Source organism: Pelorhabdus rhamnosifermentans, assembly GCF_018835585.1.
Classification (GTDB): Bacteria; Bacillota; Negativicutes; order UMGS1260; family UMGS1260; genus Pelorhabdus; species Pelorhabdus rhamnosifermentans.
In genome coordinates this window covers 1-13,913 of sequence record NZ_JAHGVE010000013.1, presented here as the reverse complement: position 1 = coordinate 13,913, position 13,913 = coordinate 1, and the positions used below count along the sequence as shown (strand labels likewise).

Here is a 13,913-nt window from a genome sequence, read left to right as displayed (position 1 = left end):
TCCTAAATCAAAAACGGACGAATTTTCCAAATGCCAATAGCATATTCACTAATCGTACGGTCACTGCTAAATTTACCAGAATAAGCGATATTATTAATACACATTCTTGCCCAAATTTCTGGAACGTTAAAACAGTTTTCAATTTTTTGTTGAGCTGCTTGATAAGCCGCAAAGTCTTTCAGCACAAAATATTCGTCATTATGAAGCAAACCATCTCTGATAGACTGAAATTCATCCGGCGATACAGCTAAAAAATCATTTGTAAGCTGGTCAATTACTCTTTTCAGTGCTTCGTCACTATGATAAATATCAATGGATTTATACGTACCTGTCTGATAATAATTTAGCACTTCATCTGCCGTGAGACCAAAAATAACAATATTCGCATCACACACTTCATCGCGAATTTCAATATTGGCCCCATCTAAGGTCCCACAAGTCACAGCACCATTCATCATAAATTTCATATTTCCTGTTCCTGAAGCCTCTTTGCTTGCTGTCGAAATTTGTTCACTCACATCGGCTGCGGCAAAAATAATTTCAGCGAGTGACACGCTATAGTTTTCTAGGAAAACAACTTTTAGTTTATCCTTAATACGAACATCGTTATTCACGCGCTGAGCAACGGCATTAATCAATTTAATCGTTTGTTTGGCTAGATAATACCCAGGCGCAGCCTTTCCTGCAAAAATAAAAGTGCGGGGCGTTATGAGTAAATCAGGATCATCCAGCAGGCGATTGTAAAGATACATAATGTGAAGAACATTAAGAAGCTGCCGCTTATAAGCATGAATACGCTTGACTTGCACATCAAAAATAGAATTGACATTGACAACAATTTGATATTTATTTTTGATATAGTCAGCAAGCTTGACCTTATTGTCCCGTTTTATGGCCTCAATTTGATGCTGAAAAGCCGAATCATGAGCATAGCGGCATAGATTTCTAAGGTCTGTCGGATGATAAATCCAGCTCGGACCAATCTGATTCGTAATCAAGGAAGCTAACTTGGGATTACTTTTGAGTAGCCAACGTCTATGGGTAATGCCATTTGTCTTATTATTAAATTTGTAAGGGTAATGCAGATAAAAATCACGCATCACTTCTTTTTTCAAAATTTCTGTGTGAATTTTCGCTACACCATTCACACTATAGCTGCCGACAACAGCTAAATTAGCCATTTTAACATAACCATCGGCAATAATGGCCATATGACGAATTTTTTCCCAATCGCCGGGATAGTGGTTCCATAATTCCTTGCAAAAGCGCTCATTAATTTCTGCCACAATCATAAAAAGTCGCGGCAGGAGAGACTGAAATATTTCAGTCGGCCACTTTTCCAAAGCTTCCGGCATAATAGTATGATTCGTATAAGAAATGGTATTCGAAGTAATGCGCCAAGCTTCGTCCCAACCAAATCCCTCTTCATCAATCAGGACACGCATAAGCTCTGGAACGCATAAAGCAGGATGCGTATCATTAATATGGACGGCTACATGATCCGTCAGATTATGCAGCGATTGATAGTGACGTTTAAACCGGCGAATAATACTCTGAATGCCCGCAGAAACAAAGAAATACTCTTGTTTTAATCGAAGCACACGGCCACCGTAATAAGAATCTTCAGGATACAGAATTTCTGAAATAGCCTCAACGGCATAACGATATTCCAGTCCCTGATTATAATCGCCTTTATTAAAGGAGCTTAGATTAAACTGTTCCTCAGCAACTTCTGCACTCCACAACCTTAAGGTGTTCACCGTATCACTTTTATAGCCTAAAACAGGGATGTCATAAGGGACAGCAAGCACCGTATCGTAGCCTTCATGAATAAATTTTGGTTCCCTACCAGAATAATCGGTCCTTACTGTTCCATTAAAACGTACCTTAACCGCCTTATCTGCCTTGCGAAATTCCCAGACATAGCTATTTTTTAGCCAGTTATCCGGGTTTTCCACCTGATAGCCATTGACTATCTTTTGTTCAAATAAACCATATTTATAGCGAATGCCACAACCATGGCCAGGCAAATTAAGTGAAGCCAGCGAATCTAAAAAGCAGGCTGCCAGCCGTCCCAATCCGCCATTTCCCAATCCCGCATCAGTTTCTTGCTGTTCTAACTCATTTAGATCAATCCCAAGTTCGCTAAGACCTTCCGCGCAAATTCCTTGAACATCTAAATTCAGTAAATTCGATCCAAGCAGCCGACCAATCAAAAATTCCACTGAAAAATAATAAACTTGTTTTTCAACAGTTTTCTTATAACGATCATTCGTATCTACCCATTTCTTACTAATTACATCTCGAATCAAGGCGCTAAGTGCCTGATATTTATCCAGCTTGGAGGCTTCTTCAATAGATTTTCCCTGCAGTGTTTTCAGTTTATCAACAAACTGTACTTTAAAATCTTCTTTGTCTGTAAACACGCTTTTCCCTCCATTAGTCCGTCAGTTGGTCATAAATGGCCTTATACTCTAAAGCTGATTTTTCCCAACTATAATCACATTTCATAGCGTTACGCACCAAGTTATACCACGCTTTTTTATTCTGATAAAGATGGAGGGCCCGATGAATTGTATAAAGCATATCATCCGCATTATACTCAGTAAAGCTAAAACCATTGCCCTGGCCTGTTTGTTCATTATAGGACAAAACCGTATCTTTAAGCCCTCCGGTTTCCCTTACAATAGGTAAACAGCCATACCGCATGGCAATTAATTGTCCAATACCACAAGGCTCATACAAGGAAGGCATTAAAAACAAATCAGCCCCGGCATAAATTTGCCGCGATAAATGCTCATCAAAGTAAATTTGCGTGGATACTTTCGTCGGATAACGATGATTAGCAATACGGAACATGCTTTGATACGTTTCCCTTCCTGTACCAAGCACGATAAACTGAATATCTTGCTGCGCTAAAAGATCATCCAATACATGAGCTACAAGGTCCAAACCCTTGGAACGATCCATTCGGGTAACCATCGCAATGACAGGAATCTTCTCGTCAATAGGCAAACCCAGTAACTCTTGTAAGTTTACTTTATTTTTCAATTTGCGTTTTGGTGACATTTTACTGTAATTTACTACAAGAGAAGTATCTGTAGCCGGATTATAACTCTCCTGATCAATACCGTTGATAATGCCAACTAAACTGGCCTGCCGAGCCGTAAGCAGCCCGTCCAATTTTTCACCGCATTGCGCTTGCTGAATTTCCGCGGCATAGGATGGACTAACCGTAGTAAGCAGATCAGAATAAACCAAAGCTGCCTTCATATAATTTACATTCCCGAAAAATTCAAGTTTGTCATTTGTCAGATATTCAGGTCCCAGTTCTAAAAATTCCATAATTTCTGGTGGAAATATCCCTTGGTAACGAAGATTATGGATGGTAAAGACCGTTTTCATCGAACTGTAAAGAGGTAAATGAGCATATTGCTCTTTTAAATAGAGGCTAATGAGTCCGCTATGCCAATCATGACAATGCAATACGTCTGGTACAAAATCAAGAAAGGGAATGCTTTCGAGTACGGCTCGGCAAAAATAAGCATAACGCTCGGCATCATCAAAAAAGCTATAAATACCTTTACGTTTAAAATAATACTCATTATCAATGAAGTAGTATGTAATGCCGCGATCCACTAATCTCTCAATTCCTAGAAATTGTTGTCGCCAACCTAAATGAATGGTCGTATGACCCACCTGCTCCATTTCATCCTTGTATTGCCCTGGAATATCGCCATACTTAGGCAGAATGACTCTGACATCCAGCCCACTTTTAGCCAGTTCGGCCGGCAGTGACCCTGTCACGTCTGCCAACCCACCCGTTTTTACAAAAGGTACTGCTTCCGAAGTGACAAACAAGACTTTCTTCACCTAAATCACCGTCCCTTTTTTTATAACCAAAGGATAACATTTTTCGCCAATCAAACGTTTCCCTTTAGTAATCTTTACTCCCTTATCACAAATCACATGTTCTAAGACAGCCCCTTCACTAATTTCACAGTTTTGCATAATAAGACTATCACGAACGCAAGCCTGATGATGAATTTTAACACCACGGAAAAGGACCGAATCACTCACTGTGCCGTCTAATAAACAACCATTGGCAACCAATGTACCTCTCACATCAGAAAAAACGCCATAGCTCGTCGGAGCCTCATCCTTCACCTTCGTATAAATCAAGCCATTTTCAAAAAATAGTTCTTGCCATACTTCGGGACGAAGAAGTGCCATATTATGTCGATAATAGCTGGCTATAGAATGAATTCGACCAAGATAGCCGTAATGACAAAAACCACAAATTTTAATTTTGTTTAAATTTCTTAAAAAAATTCCTTTAACAAAATCTGTCTCACCACGGGCAACAGCTTGATCAACAAGATCAATTAAGAGCTCCCGGTCCAAAAGATACATCCCCATGGATACCTTATTCGTCTTTACCTTCGCAGCATTGACTTCCATATCTACAATACGATCAGAGTCATCTATTGCCACTGTCGTACAATGAATAAAATCATCATCTCCAACAGCCATTTGGTTATAAATCAAGGTCACATCGGCCCCAGTCTGAACATGAAATGCCAGAGCCTTACGATAATCAATATTGCAAATACTACTGCTTCCAGAAACAAGTACATACTGATCACGGCTGCGCAACAAATAATCGCGATTTTGATAAATATTTTGTAAATCTCCCAGGACAGCTTGTTCCGCTTGAACTGGCGGAAGAATAAATAATCCGTCCTGCTTACGCGCCAGATCCCACTCCTTGCCAGAGCGTAAATGATCCATTAATGCACGAAATTTATCGTGCAATAAAATTCCGACATTTGCAATATCTGAGTTCACCATATTCGACAGAGTAAAATCAATCAGCCGATAACGCCCACCAAAGGGCAATGCCGCTAGTGGACGACCTTGGGTTACTTCGGTAATAAAACTTTCATCTTCACTTAGATTAATTAAACCCATTACGCTATTCATGACAGTGCCCCTTCCCGCTTATGGTAAAACCTAGCCCACCTGTTTGCTAGTAGCAGTGTTTTTTTGATCTTTAGATACAACGGAGTTTTCCGTAATTACTGTAATTTCACTTGCACGATCAGATAAATTTTCCGCACCGACGAAACAACCTTCTTTGATAACCGCTTTGCGGCAAACAATGGCTTTATGTATAACAGCCCCTGGTGCAATGGCAGCATAAGGCATCAGCACGGAGTCGACGACTTGAGCACCTTCGCCAACTATAACGCCAGGAAATATAACGGAGTGATCGACTTCACCAAATATTTGAGAACCCTCACTAATAAGTGCCCTCTTCACCTTCGCTGTTGGGGCAATATAGTGAGGAGGCCTTGTCGCATTGACTGAATAAATACGCCAAGCCGGATCATATAAGTCAAGCTGACAGTCGTGATTAAGCAAATCCATATTCGCTTCCCAAAAGCTATCTACCGTCCCAACATCTTTCCAGTAACCGAAAAATTGATATGCGTAAAGCCCGCAATTTTCTTTAAGCATTTTAGGAATGACATTTTTGCCAAAGTCATGGCTGGACTTGCTATCAATTGCATCCGCTTTTAAAAACTTTTTCAAAAGCGACGTATTAAAAATATATACCCCCATGGATGCCAAATTATTTTTAGGATGTTTCGGCTTTTCATCAAATTCATTAATTCGTCCATCTTCCGTCGTATTCATGATGCCAAACCGTGGGGCTTCTTCCCAGGGAACTTCAATAACCGCAATTGTCGCATCGGCTCGCATTTTTTTATGATAATCAAGCATCCGTCCATAATTCATTTTATAAATGTGATCCCCTGATAGAACCAAAACATATTCGGCTTGTACGAGATCAATAAAATTGAGGTTTTGATAAATGGCATCAGCTGTCCCCTTATACCACTCGCCACCTCTTTCGCGTAAACAAGGCGGTAATACATAGACTCCACCATTTTTCCGGTCTAAATCCCAGGCACTGCCAATCCCAATATAGTTATGTAAAGCAAGTGGCTGATACTGCGTTAATACACCAACCATATCCATCCCCGAGTTATGGCAATTGCTCAAAGTAAAATCAATGATGCGATACTTACCACCAAATGGAACTGCCGGTTTAGCAATTTTTTTCGTGAGACTCCCCAGCCGACTCCCTTGACCCCCTGCTAAAATCATAGCAACACACTCTTTGGACTTCATAATGACTCTCCTTTCGCTGATAAAGGCTAAAGTACATTCTCTTGAAGTTTCACTTTAAAATATACTGTTGCAAGTGGTGGAACAGTAAGTTCCAGTGAGTAAGGCTGCCCATGCCAAGGAATCAACTGTGCTGTAAGCGGCGGATTTATCTGTCCAGATCCGCCAAAGTCTACCTCATCCGTATTAAAAAGCTCCTCATAGCTACCTGGATAAGGAACACCAATACGGTAGTTATGGCGAACAACAGGCGTAAAATTACACAACACAATGACTTGCTCTGCTGGGTCAGCCGTTTTTCTCATAAAGCTAATAATGCTTTGCGAAAAATCACTATGATCAATCCACTCCAGACCCTGCCAAGTGTCATCTTTGATCCAAAACGCTGGCTGATCTAAATAACAGTAATTCAGCGATTTTACAAAAGACTGCATCATTCTATGCATATCATATTCGAGTAAATGCCAATCTAGACTTTGTTTATCATTCCACTCAATAAACTGCCCGAATTCCCCGCCCATAAAAAGCAACTTCTTACCAGGATGAGCCATCATATAGCCGTATAAAGCGCGCAAATTAGCAAATTTTTGCCAATAATCACCAGGCATTTTATCAAGTAAAGATTTTTTGCCATGAACTACTTCGTCATGCGAAAGAGGTAATATGAAATTTTCCGAAAAAGCATACATAAATGAAAAAGTTAAATGCTGATGAAACCACTTACGATAGTAAGGATCAGCTTCCATGTATTTTAAAATATCATTCATCCAGCCCATATTCCATTTATGGCTAAAACCCAATCCCCCTACATAGGTTGGCTTGGTAACGAGAGGCCATGCTGTTGATTCTTCCGCAATCATCAGAGGGTCCTGAATATAATGATAGACTGTTTCATTGATTTTTCGGAGCAATGCCACAGCCTCAAGATTTTCCCGTCCACCATATTTATTAGGTGTCCAATTCTGCTTTTTTCCATAGTCTAAATAAATCATGTTTGCCACAGCATCTACGCGCAAACCATCAATATGGTACATTTCAAACCAAAATAAGGCATTAGATACTAAAAAACTTTGTACCTCCGGACGGCCGTAATCGAAATTACTTGTTCCCCATTGTTCGTTGTCAGCAAGTTGGCTATTGCCTGATTCAAATAGCGGCTGGCCATCAAAAAGCCTCAGTCCATGCGAATCCCGGCAAAAATGACCTGGTACCCAATCCATGATCACACCTATATTGGCCGCATGACAAACATTTACAAATTTCATGAAATCCTGCGAACTACCATAACGACTTGTAACAGCAAAATAGCCTGTACTTTGGTAACCCCACGAATCATCCAAAGGATGTTCCATAATAGGCAATAATTCAATGTGTGTGTAGCCCATCTGGCGTACATAAGGTACAAGTTCCCCGGCAAGCTCCTGATAACTGAGAAAAGTACCATCATCATGACGACGCCACGAACCTAAATGGACTTCATAAATATTTAACGGTTGCTGTCTCAGTTTCCCGGTCTGTTTACGAGCCAAAAAATCTTGATCCGTCCAGTTATATCCTGTCAGTGTTGTAACACGAGATGCAGTAAGTGGCCTAACTTCTGAAGCAAAGGCAATAGGATCTGCCTTCTGAACACATTCATCTGCGGCCGTGATAATCTCATATTTATACAAGCTTCCTTCACTTAGTCCAGGTATAAATAATGACCATATCTCGTCTGAAACCTTACTCATCCCATGATCCTGCCCTTGCCATCCATTAAAATCCCCAATAAGACGTACTGCACATGCATGAGGTGCCCAGAGAGTAAAACGAACACCGCACCTGCCCTTGACTTCCATAACATGTGCACCAAGAAATTCATAACAACGAGCATGATTCCCTTCATGAAATAAATGAATGTCTAAACTTCCAGGACCGCGAACAGACAAGAGAACACCCTCTTTCGCAACTGTACTTATCAAAGAATACTATTCGCCTATATGGAAAGTAATTCCTTTACAGAATAATGAATTTATTTACTGCTTTACATTATTTTTTGTTAACAATAAGGTTGTTAAGTTTTTACATATCCGCCGACGATTGATTAGGCTTAGATTGTTGCAACACAACCCATTCCTGCAAAGACTGAATAACAGTACTAGCGAAGTCATCCACTGACAAATTGTGCACTGTGGCATCTTCCTCAGTAATAACAAACAACAACTGATCATCATAATAGATACCCACGCCATCATTATCAGGGCTGGCAATAAAGTGTTCTTCTGACAAATTTTTTAATCGCGTAAGTTGATAAATCTGCCCAGCCGCACTATAGGCCCGATATAAAGGAGTACTGCCTGCTACAGTAGCTGTAAATTCAGGAAGTTGCCAATTACCTTCATATACAACACCCGCCTTTTCATCGCCTTTGACAAAAGGATGAATATGCGCCTCTGCTAAGTATTTTTTCATCAGTCTGACCCGTTCCTTACCCTCTGGATGATCAGAAAACAAATCTGATTGATAAGTAGCATCAATTTTCGACAATTTTTCTAGTCCCATCAACATGGCATAAGGACTATAACCAGCATGAGTACTATGCTGAAACCCCAAATAATCAGCTTCACGTTCATCATTTCGACTATAGTGAGCCATTAGCATTTCCATCGTCACACCCTGAAGAAGCATATCACGCCCTTTCGTAAGCAAAGCCAAGAGCAAATTCATACCTGTACCTTTTTCCATTTCTTTAATAGCGTGCCTTTTTACAATATGGCCCAATTCATGTCCAATTACACCTGCCAACTCATCATCTGAAGGCATGAGGTCAATCAACCCTTTGTACACATAGATAAAACCGCCTGGAATAGCAAAAGCATTGACCTCGGTAGAATCAAGCACCTTAAATGTATAAGGCAGATCCGGTCTTTCACTGACCTTAGCCAACCGCAAACCGATCTTTTGCACACGCTCTTGCAAGGCTGAATCCTTCACAAGGGGAATCTGTCTTTCTACCTCAACAGCCTCACGCTGCCCCATGTCAATCTCATCCTGCGTCGACATAGCCCAAACGGACTGTGGCAGTGAAATAAACCATAGGCAAAACAACATGAGTCCTATATTAATCAGTTTTATGATTGTTTGTGAATTGAAATGTCTCATTTTTTCTGCCTTTCTAGACTGCCTGCCCATAACTGCAGCACCCAAGAAGTAGTCGCTCCCTGCCGCAAGGCCGTTACTAATTGTACTTTTAACTGACGACGATGTCTAAAATATGCCTTAACCAACACGCCATGATACTGTGAAGTAATCTCCCCCGTCTTCACGAGACGACGATAGTAAGTACCAAGCAAATCAACCTCACGCAAAGGTTGAAATAAAAGCCCCCATTCATCCATCAGCTCAAGGCAATCGGTAGATAAATGGAGACTAGCCGCTGATTTCATCACTTTTAGCCGTAGTTTATCATAAAAATCAATCAAAAGATCACTTGCTGTCCTATTCCCTGGATGTTGGATAAACTGCGCCTCCTTTTCCAGATAAGCCCACAAGAAATAACGGGGCTCATCACTGCGTAAAATTTTTTCTTTCCAAGCAACTCCAGCTAAGCAAAGACCTCGCTGATATTTACTCCTCTGTTCCAAACGCAGCTTAAAACGCTCAGCAAGAATGGCACCGAGACGAATTAAATCCAATGGTGTGCCTGACTTTAACTCGAGCTCCATTTCCAAAATAGGTGCCGACAAATCTTCCACAATGACTTGTCCTTGATCCACAGCAACCTCAATCAAACTCGCTTCATACTTCACAAGCAATATCTTTCTGATAAAATTCGTCGTAAAAAGCGGCAACAATACACTCCCATTGACAACGGCCCGCAGTGATTCACCCACAGTCGTTGCAGCAAAAATTTTATCATCCGCCACAGCTGCTTCAATCGGAACATTCCATTCCTGACGTTCATGCAAGCCGCCTGTACTATTCCCACCAGCCTTAACTGTCGCCTCAATCCTGTGGTCCGTCGATCGGATGCGAAATGTCATCCGATGATTCATCAAACTTTGTTGCTTTGTATCATAATAGGTAGAAACTAATTGAGCTTCCTGCCACTTTGTTACTGCAAGAGACAACAAAAAGAAATCCGCTGTTACTTTATCAAGATCGCTCGAATCCAGCAATGCTAGTTTAAGTTCAATCTCTTGATCTTTATTCATCTCTAAACTTCCCTTCTATGCCTCCATACTCCTAACAACTTAAAGCCGCACCAACAGCCGCCCCCATACCTGATCCATCTTTTACAAGTTTAAGTATAATGTTTTTAGACTTATCCCCGTATATTTCTGAGAGTGCCTGACACAATTCATTCGCATAACCAGGCATTTTTTCATAAAGTGACCCATCAATAGCAATACAATGCATGGCATCCAGATTCGGATCGACATGAGTCAAAATGCCGCTATAAGAAGCTGCCGCTAAACGTGCGGACCGAACTACAACGGCTTGGGTAATCGACTGCAATAAACTACAATCATCTGCAGTAAGCGTGACTCCATGAGACAACAATTGCTTAGAAATCTCCTGACCTTGCGCAGCTGACAGGATTCTAGATAAATCTTCACCAGTCAAAGAAACGCCTTGCGTTGACAAAACATGATCGCGACCTTGCGCTTGCACCCTAATCAATTCATCAAAGATCAGTCCAACCAATTTCCCCAGATAAGCACCAGAAACTTGCTTTTCTAATAGTTGCGCACCCGGCTGCGCGCTGTTACTATCAAGAAGTTTGTCCCAAGCAGTGCCTGGGATGCCATCAAAATTGCCGGACTCCAGATTAATAATGACATTTGACTGTTCCTTTGTCTCAACATAACAACTATTGTGCCCTGTGCCGCAAATAGAACCAATTGTCACATAAGGCTGCTGATAAGAAGCAGCTAACAAGGTTGCGACCGTATCATTCATGACAGCCGTAGGCGTAATCTGGACTAGCCCGCGTCTTTCTAATGCCTGAATAAGCAATCGCGTAACATCATACCCCACAACATCGCGCGTCTTAAATTCCTTCGTCCATGTTGAAAGTATCGCTTCATTGGCTCGCTGCTGTGAAAAAGGAAAAGAAAAAGTATGTCCAAGCAGATAGGTCTGCTTAGGTTCAACAAACCCCGCCAATTCATCTGCGATATAATCAAACAACATTTCTCCAGTACAGTCATGCGCTGTATAATCAATATTTTTTGTTTTTAACGGAAAGCTATGCTTCCGTTTAAGTTTCAACTGACGATTACCAGCTAAATCAATATCAAGCACACGAACATTGGTTCCACCCAAATCAAGGGCGAGGAAATGTCCCTTCTCCGCTCCTGACGCCGCAGGTAAATAAGACGAAAGAATTTTAAGTGAACTCTTTTTACCAGCAAGAGCTGCTGTCATTTGATAGAAGAAATTGGCCGCAATACGATTTAATTGTGCACCAGACAAGAATAAGCACTGCAATTTCTCATTAATCATAATTTTTTCCCCCTCACTTCAATACAATTATCTGACAGCGTACTCCCCTGTCCCAAATCTGTTAGTCTGTCCGACAGCAAAGCATTCACAGATCGATTGCCGGAAGTCTGCTCTAAAGACCAGACTCCCTCAACAACAACGGTACCTGCTAAAACAGCTTCTGTCACCTTAAGTGAAAATTCTACCTCGCCTTGATCATTGTGGGCTATAACCGCCTGTCCTGTGATTAAATAGCGCTGTTTAGCATCACAAGGATTCATTAATAAAACCATTTTTCCCCGCTTATTCGATAGTTCTTTCTGCTCCGTAAATGTCGAATTTAGCGTCTGAACACTCGGTGCTACAACTAAATGCAAGGATTCACGGCCACGATAGGGTTCTACATAATGGGGCAATTTCTCGTCCAGCCGTTCATTATAAAGTTCAATCTTCCCCGATGGTGTCAAAAAATTCATTTTACTTCCAGCCCCAAGTGCCGCTGATAATGCTTTACCAGATTTCCACTGATTTTCATCTATTCCCGCACAAAGTGGGTTGATAAATTGTAAGACATGATCAATCAATTCATCGGCACTTTGCTGAAAAAATGTTTCATTAAAACCCATGGCCTGCGCTAATAGCTGAAAAACTTCCCAATTCGATTTGCTTTGACCAAGGGGAGTGATGGCAGGAAAAGCACGTTGCAAATAATTATGACCATAGCCGCGGTAAAAATCACTATGTTCAGCGGAAGTCGTAGCTGGAAGGACAATGTCAGCAAAACGCGCTGTATCTGTCATAAAACGTTCATGAACAACAGTAAATAAATCCTCACGCAATAAACCCCGGATGACACGGTTTTGATCGGGATTGACTGCCACTGGATTGGTATTGTAAACATACAAACTGTAAATAGGTGGCTGTTCTTCGCACAGCACCTTGCCAAGCTGATTCATATTTAACATACGCGTAGGCTGATGCAAGAAATCTTCGCGGGTAATTTCAGATAATTTAAAGGCACGCTTCATACTCGTACCATTAAAACATCCGCCGCCAAGGTGCTGCCAAGCGCCTACCACAGCAGGTAATGCAGAAATTAAACGAATGGTCATGGCACCATTTCCATACCGTGACATGCCACTGCCTACTTGAATATAGGGAGCCCTTGCCTTACCATACTCTGCAGCCAATTGCTCAATAACCGCAACGGAAACACCAGTAATCTCACTTACTGTACTCGGCGTATACTCAGGCAATATTTGGTCGGAAAACAAATCAAAACCAAGTACATACTTTTGGATAAAGGCTTGATCAATGAGCTCCTCGCGTACTAAAATGTGCATAATCCCCAAAGCAAGGGCTCCATCTGTACCGGGCTTTACCAAAATAGTTCGATCAGCAAGAGCAGCGTTAGGCGTACGATAGGCTTCAATAAGCACAATTTTAGCTCCACGGCTTTGAGCCATTTTTAAATCTGGAATAAAGTGTAGATTTGTGGCAATTGTATTGCTCCCCCAAATAATAACATAATCACTGTGAGCCACTTCTTCCGGGCGCATGCCATGCGTATCACCCATCAAAGCCTCCCATCCAGCTCCCTTAGCGGGCGAACAGATAGTCCGCGCCAACTGTGATGCCCCTAGTTTATGAAAAAACGCATGACCTGCATTTGTCTGTAGCAACCCCATCGTACCAGCATACGAATAAGGCAAAATAGCTTCAGACCCAGCCTTAATAATCAGCTTCTTCCAATTTGAGACAATGGTAGTAATCGCTTGCTCCCAGGTTATGGGCCGAAATTTACCACAACCTTTTTTCCCTGTCCTAAGTAACGGTTGAGTCAAGCGCTGTGGCGAATGAATGACTTTGTGATACAAATGCATTTTCCCGCACAGTCTCCCTCGTGTATAAGGATGCTCATCATCCCCTTTCACTGATACAACTCGATTATTTTCCACAGTTAACAATAAGCCGCAGGTATCTGGACAATCATAAGGACATACAGATCGTTTGATTACTTGCCCCATCACAATCACCCCTTCTATAAGAAGAACCAATAAACACCGTTTTACTGGTTAATATTACCGTAATTTTTCATTTATAATTTGTTCCACAAAACTCCTCTATTTCCTGCCGAATATAAAAACTCTAGATAGCCTGAACACAGCAAAAAGACCACTTCATTACGAAGTGGTCTTTTTATTAAATCAGCAACTCCCTATCCTCCCAGGCCGTTTCCAACCAAGTACTTT

At 41.3% G+C, this 13,913-nt stretch carries 9 protein-coding genes; all 9 read right to left on the bottom strand.

The features are described 5' to 3' along the window. Positions 1-2 precede the first annotated feature (2 nt). The 9 genes from Ga0466249_RS15350 to Ga0466249_RS15310 all read right to left on the bottom strand — a co-directional run bounded on the left by Ga0466249_RS15350 (position 3) and on the right by Ga0466249_RS15310 (position 13,688). The gene (locus tag Ga0466249_RS15350; RefSeq protein ID WP_215830356.1) at positions 3-2,426 is read right to left on the bottom strand and encodes a glycogen/starch/alpha-glucan phosphorylase; all 2,424 of its coding nucleotides are present in this window, start codon (positions 2,424-2,426) and stop codon (positions 3-5) included. Between the two features lie 13 nt (positions 2,427-2,439). Further along, positions 2,440-3,873, bottom strand: coding sequence for a glycogen synthase GlgA (glgA, locus tag Ga0466249_RS15345; protein ID WP_215830355.1), 1,434 nt, complete (start codon positions 3,871-3,873; stop codon positions 2,440-2,442). Further along, complete coding sequence (gene glgD / locus Ga0466249_RS15340) at positions 3,874-4,983, bottom strand: glucose-1-phosphate adenylyltransferase subunit GlgD (RefSeq protein WP_215830354.1); 1,110 nt, start codon at positions 4,981-4,983, stop codon at positions 3,874-3,876. Between the two features lie 30 nt (positions 4,984-5,013). Then, positions 5,014-6,198, bottom strand: a complete 1,185-nt coding sequence (locus tag Ga0466249_RS15335) for a glucose-1-phosphate adenylyltransferase (RefSeq protein WP_246588777.1) — start codon at positions 6,196-6,198, stop codon at positions 5,014-5,016. Positions 6,199-6,224: 26 nt separating this feature from the next. Next, positions 6,225-8,156, bottom strand: coding sequence for a 1,4-alpha-glucan branching protein GlgB (glgB, locus tag Ga0466249_RS15330; RefSeq protein WP_246588776.1), 1,932 nt, complete (start codon positions 8,154-8,156; stop codon positions 6,225-6,227). Between the two features lie 100 nt (positions 8,157-8,256). Continuing rightward, complete coding sequence (locus tag Ga0466249_RS15325; RefSeq protein ID WP_215830353.1) at positions 8,257-9,381, bottom strand: M48 family metallopeptidase; 1,125 nt, start codon at positions 9,379-9,381, stop codon at positions 8,257-8,259. Beyond that, a complete protein-coding gene (locus Ga0466249_RS15320; protein WP_215830352.1) occupies positions 9,333-10,388 on the bottom strand; it encodes a CYTH domain-containing protein in 1,056 nt (351 codons plus the stop codon). The genes Ga0466249_RS15325 and Ga0466249_RS15320 overlap by 49 nt, the downstream gene beginning before the upstream one ends. A gap of 31 nt (positions 10,389-10,419) precedes the next feature. Further along, positions 10,420-11,682: a hexokinase family protein gene (locus Ga0466249_RS15315; protein ID WP_215830351.1), complete on the bottom strand. Its 1,263-nt coding sequence runs from the start codon at positions 11,680-11,682 to the stop codon at positions 10,420-10,422. Next, positions 11,679-13,688, bottom strand: coding sequence for a molybdopterin-dependent oxidoreductase (locus Ga0466249_RS15310; RefSeq protein WP_215830350.1), 2,010 nt, complete (start codon positions 13,686-13,688; stop codon positions 11,679-11,681). The genes Ga0466249_RS15315 and Ga0466249_RS15310 overlap by 4 nt, the downstream gene beginning before the upstream one ends. Positions 13,689-13,913: the final 225 nt, after the last annotated feature.

What these genes read in the sequence shown, in the direction of transcription:
- Ga0466249_RS15310 (WP_215830350.1), bottom strand. Translation starts at nt 13,688, where the DNA reads ATGGGGCAAGTAATCAAACGATCTGTATGTCCTTATGATTGTCCAGAT.
- Ga0466249_RS15315 (WP_215830351.1), bottom strand. Translation starts at nt 11,682, where the DNA reads ATGATTAATGAGAAATTGCAGTGCTTATTCTTGTCTGGTGCACAATTA.
- Ga0466249_RS15335 (WP_246588777.1), bottom strand. Translation starts at nt 6,198, where the DNA reads ATGAAGTCCAAAGAGTGTGTTGCTATGATTTTAGCAGGGGGTCAAGGG.
- Ga0466249_RS15320 (WP_215830352.1), bottom strand. Translation starts at nt 10,388, where the DNA reads ATGAATAAAGATCAAGAGATTGAACTTAAACTAGCATTGCTGGATTCG.
- glgD (WP_215830354.1), bottom strand. Translation starts at nt 4,983, where the DNA reads ATGAATAGCGTAATGGGTTTAATTAATCTAAGTGAAGATGAAAGTTTT.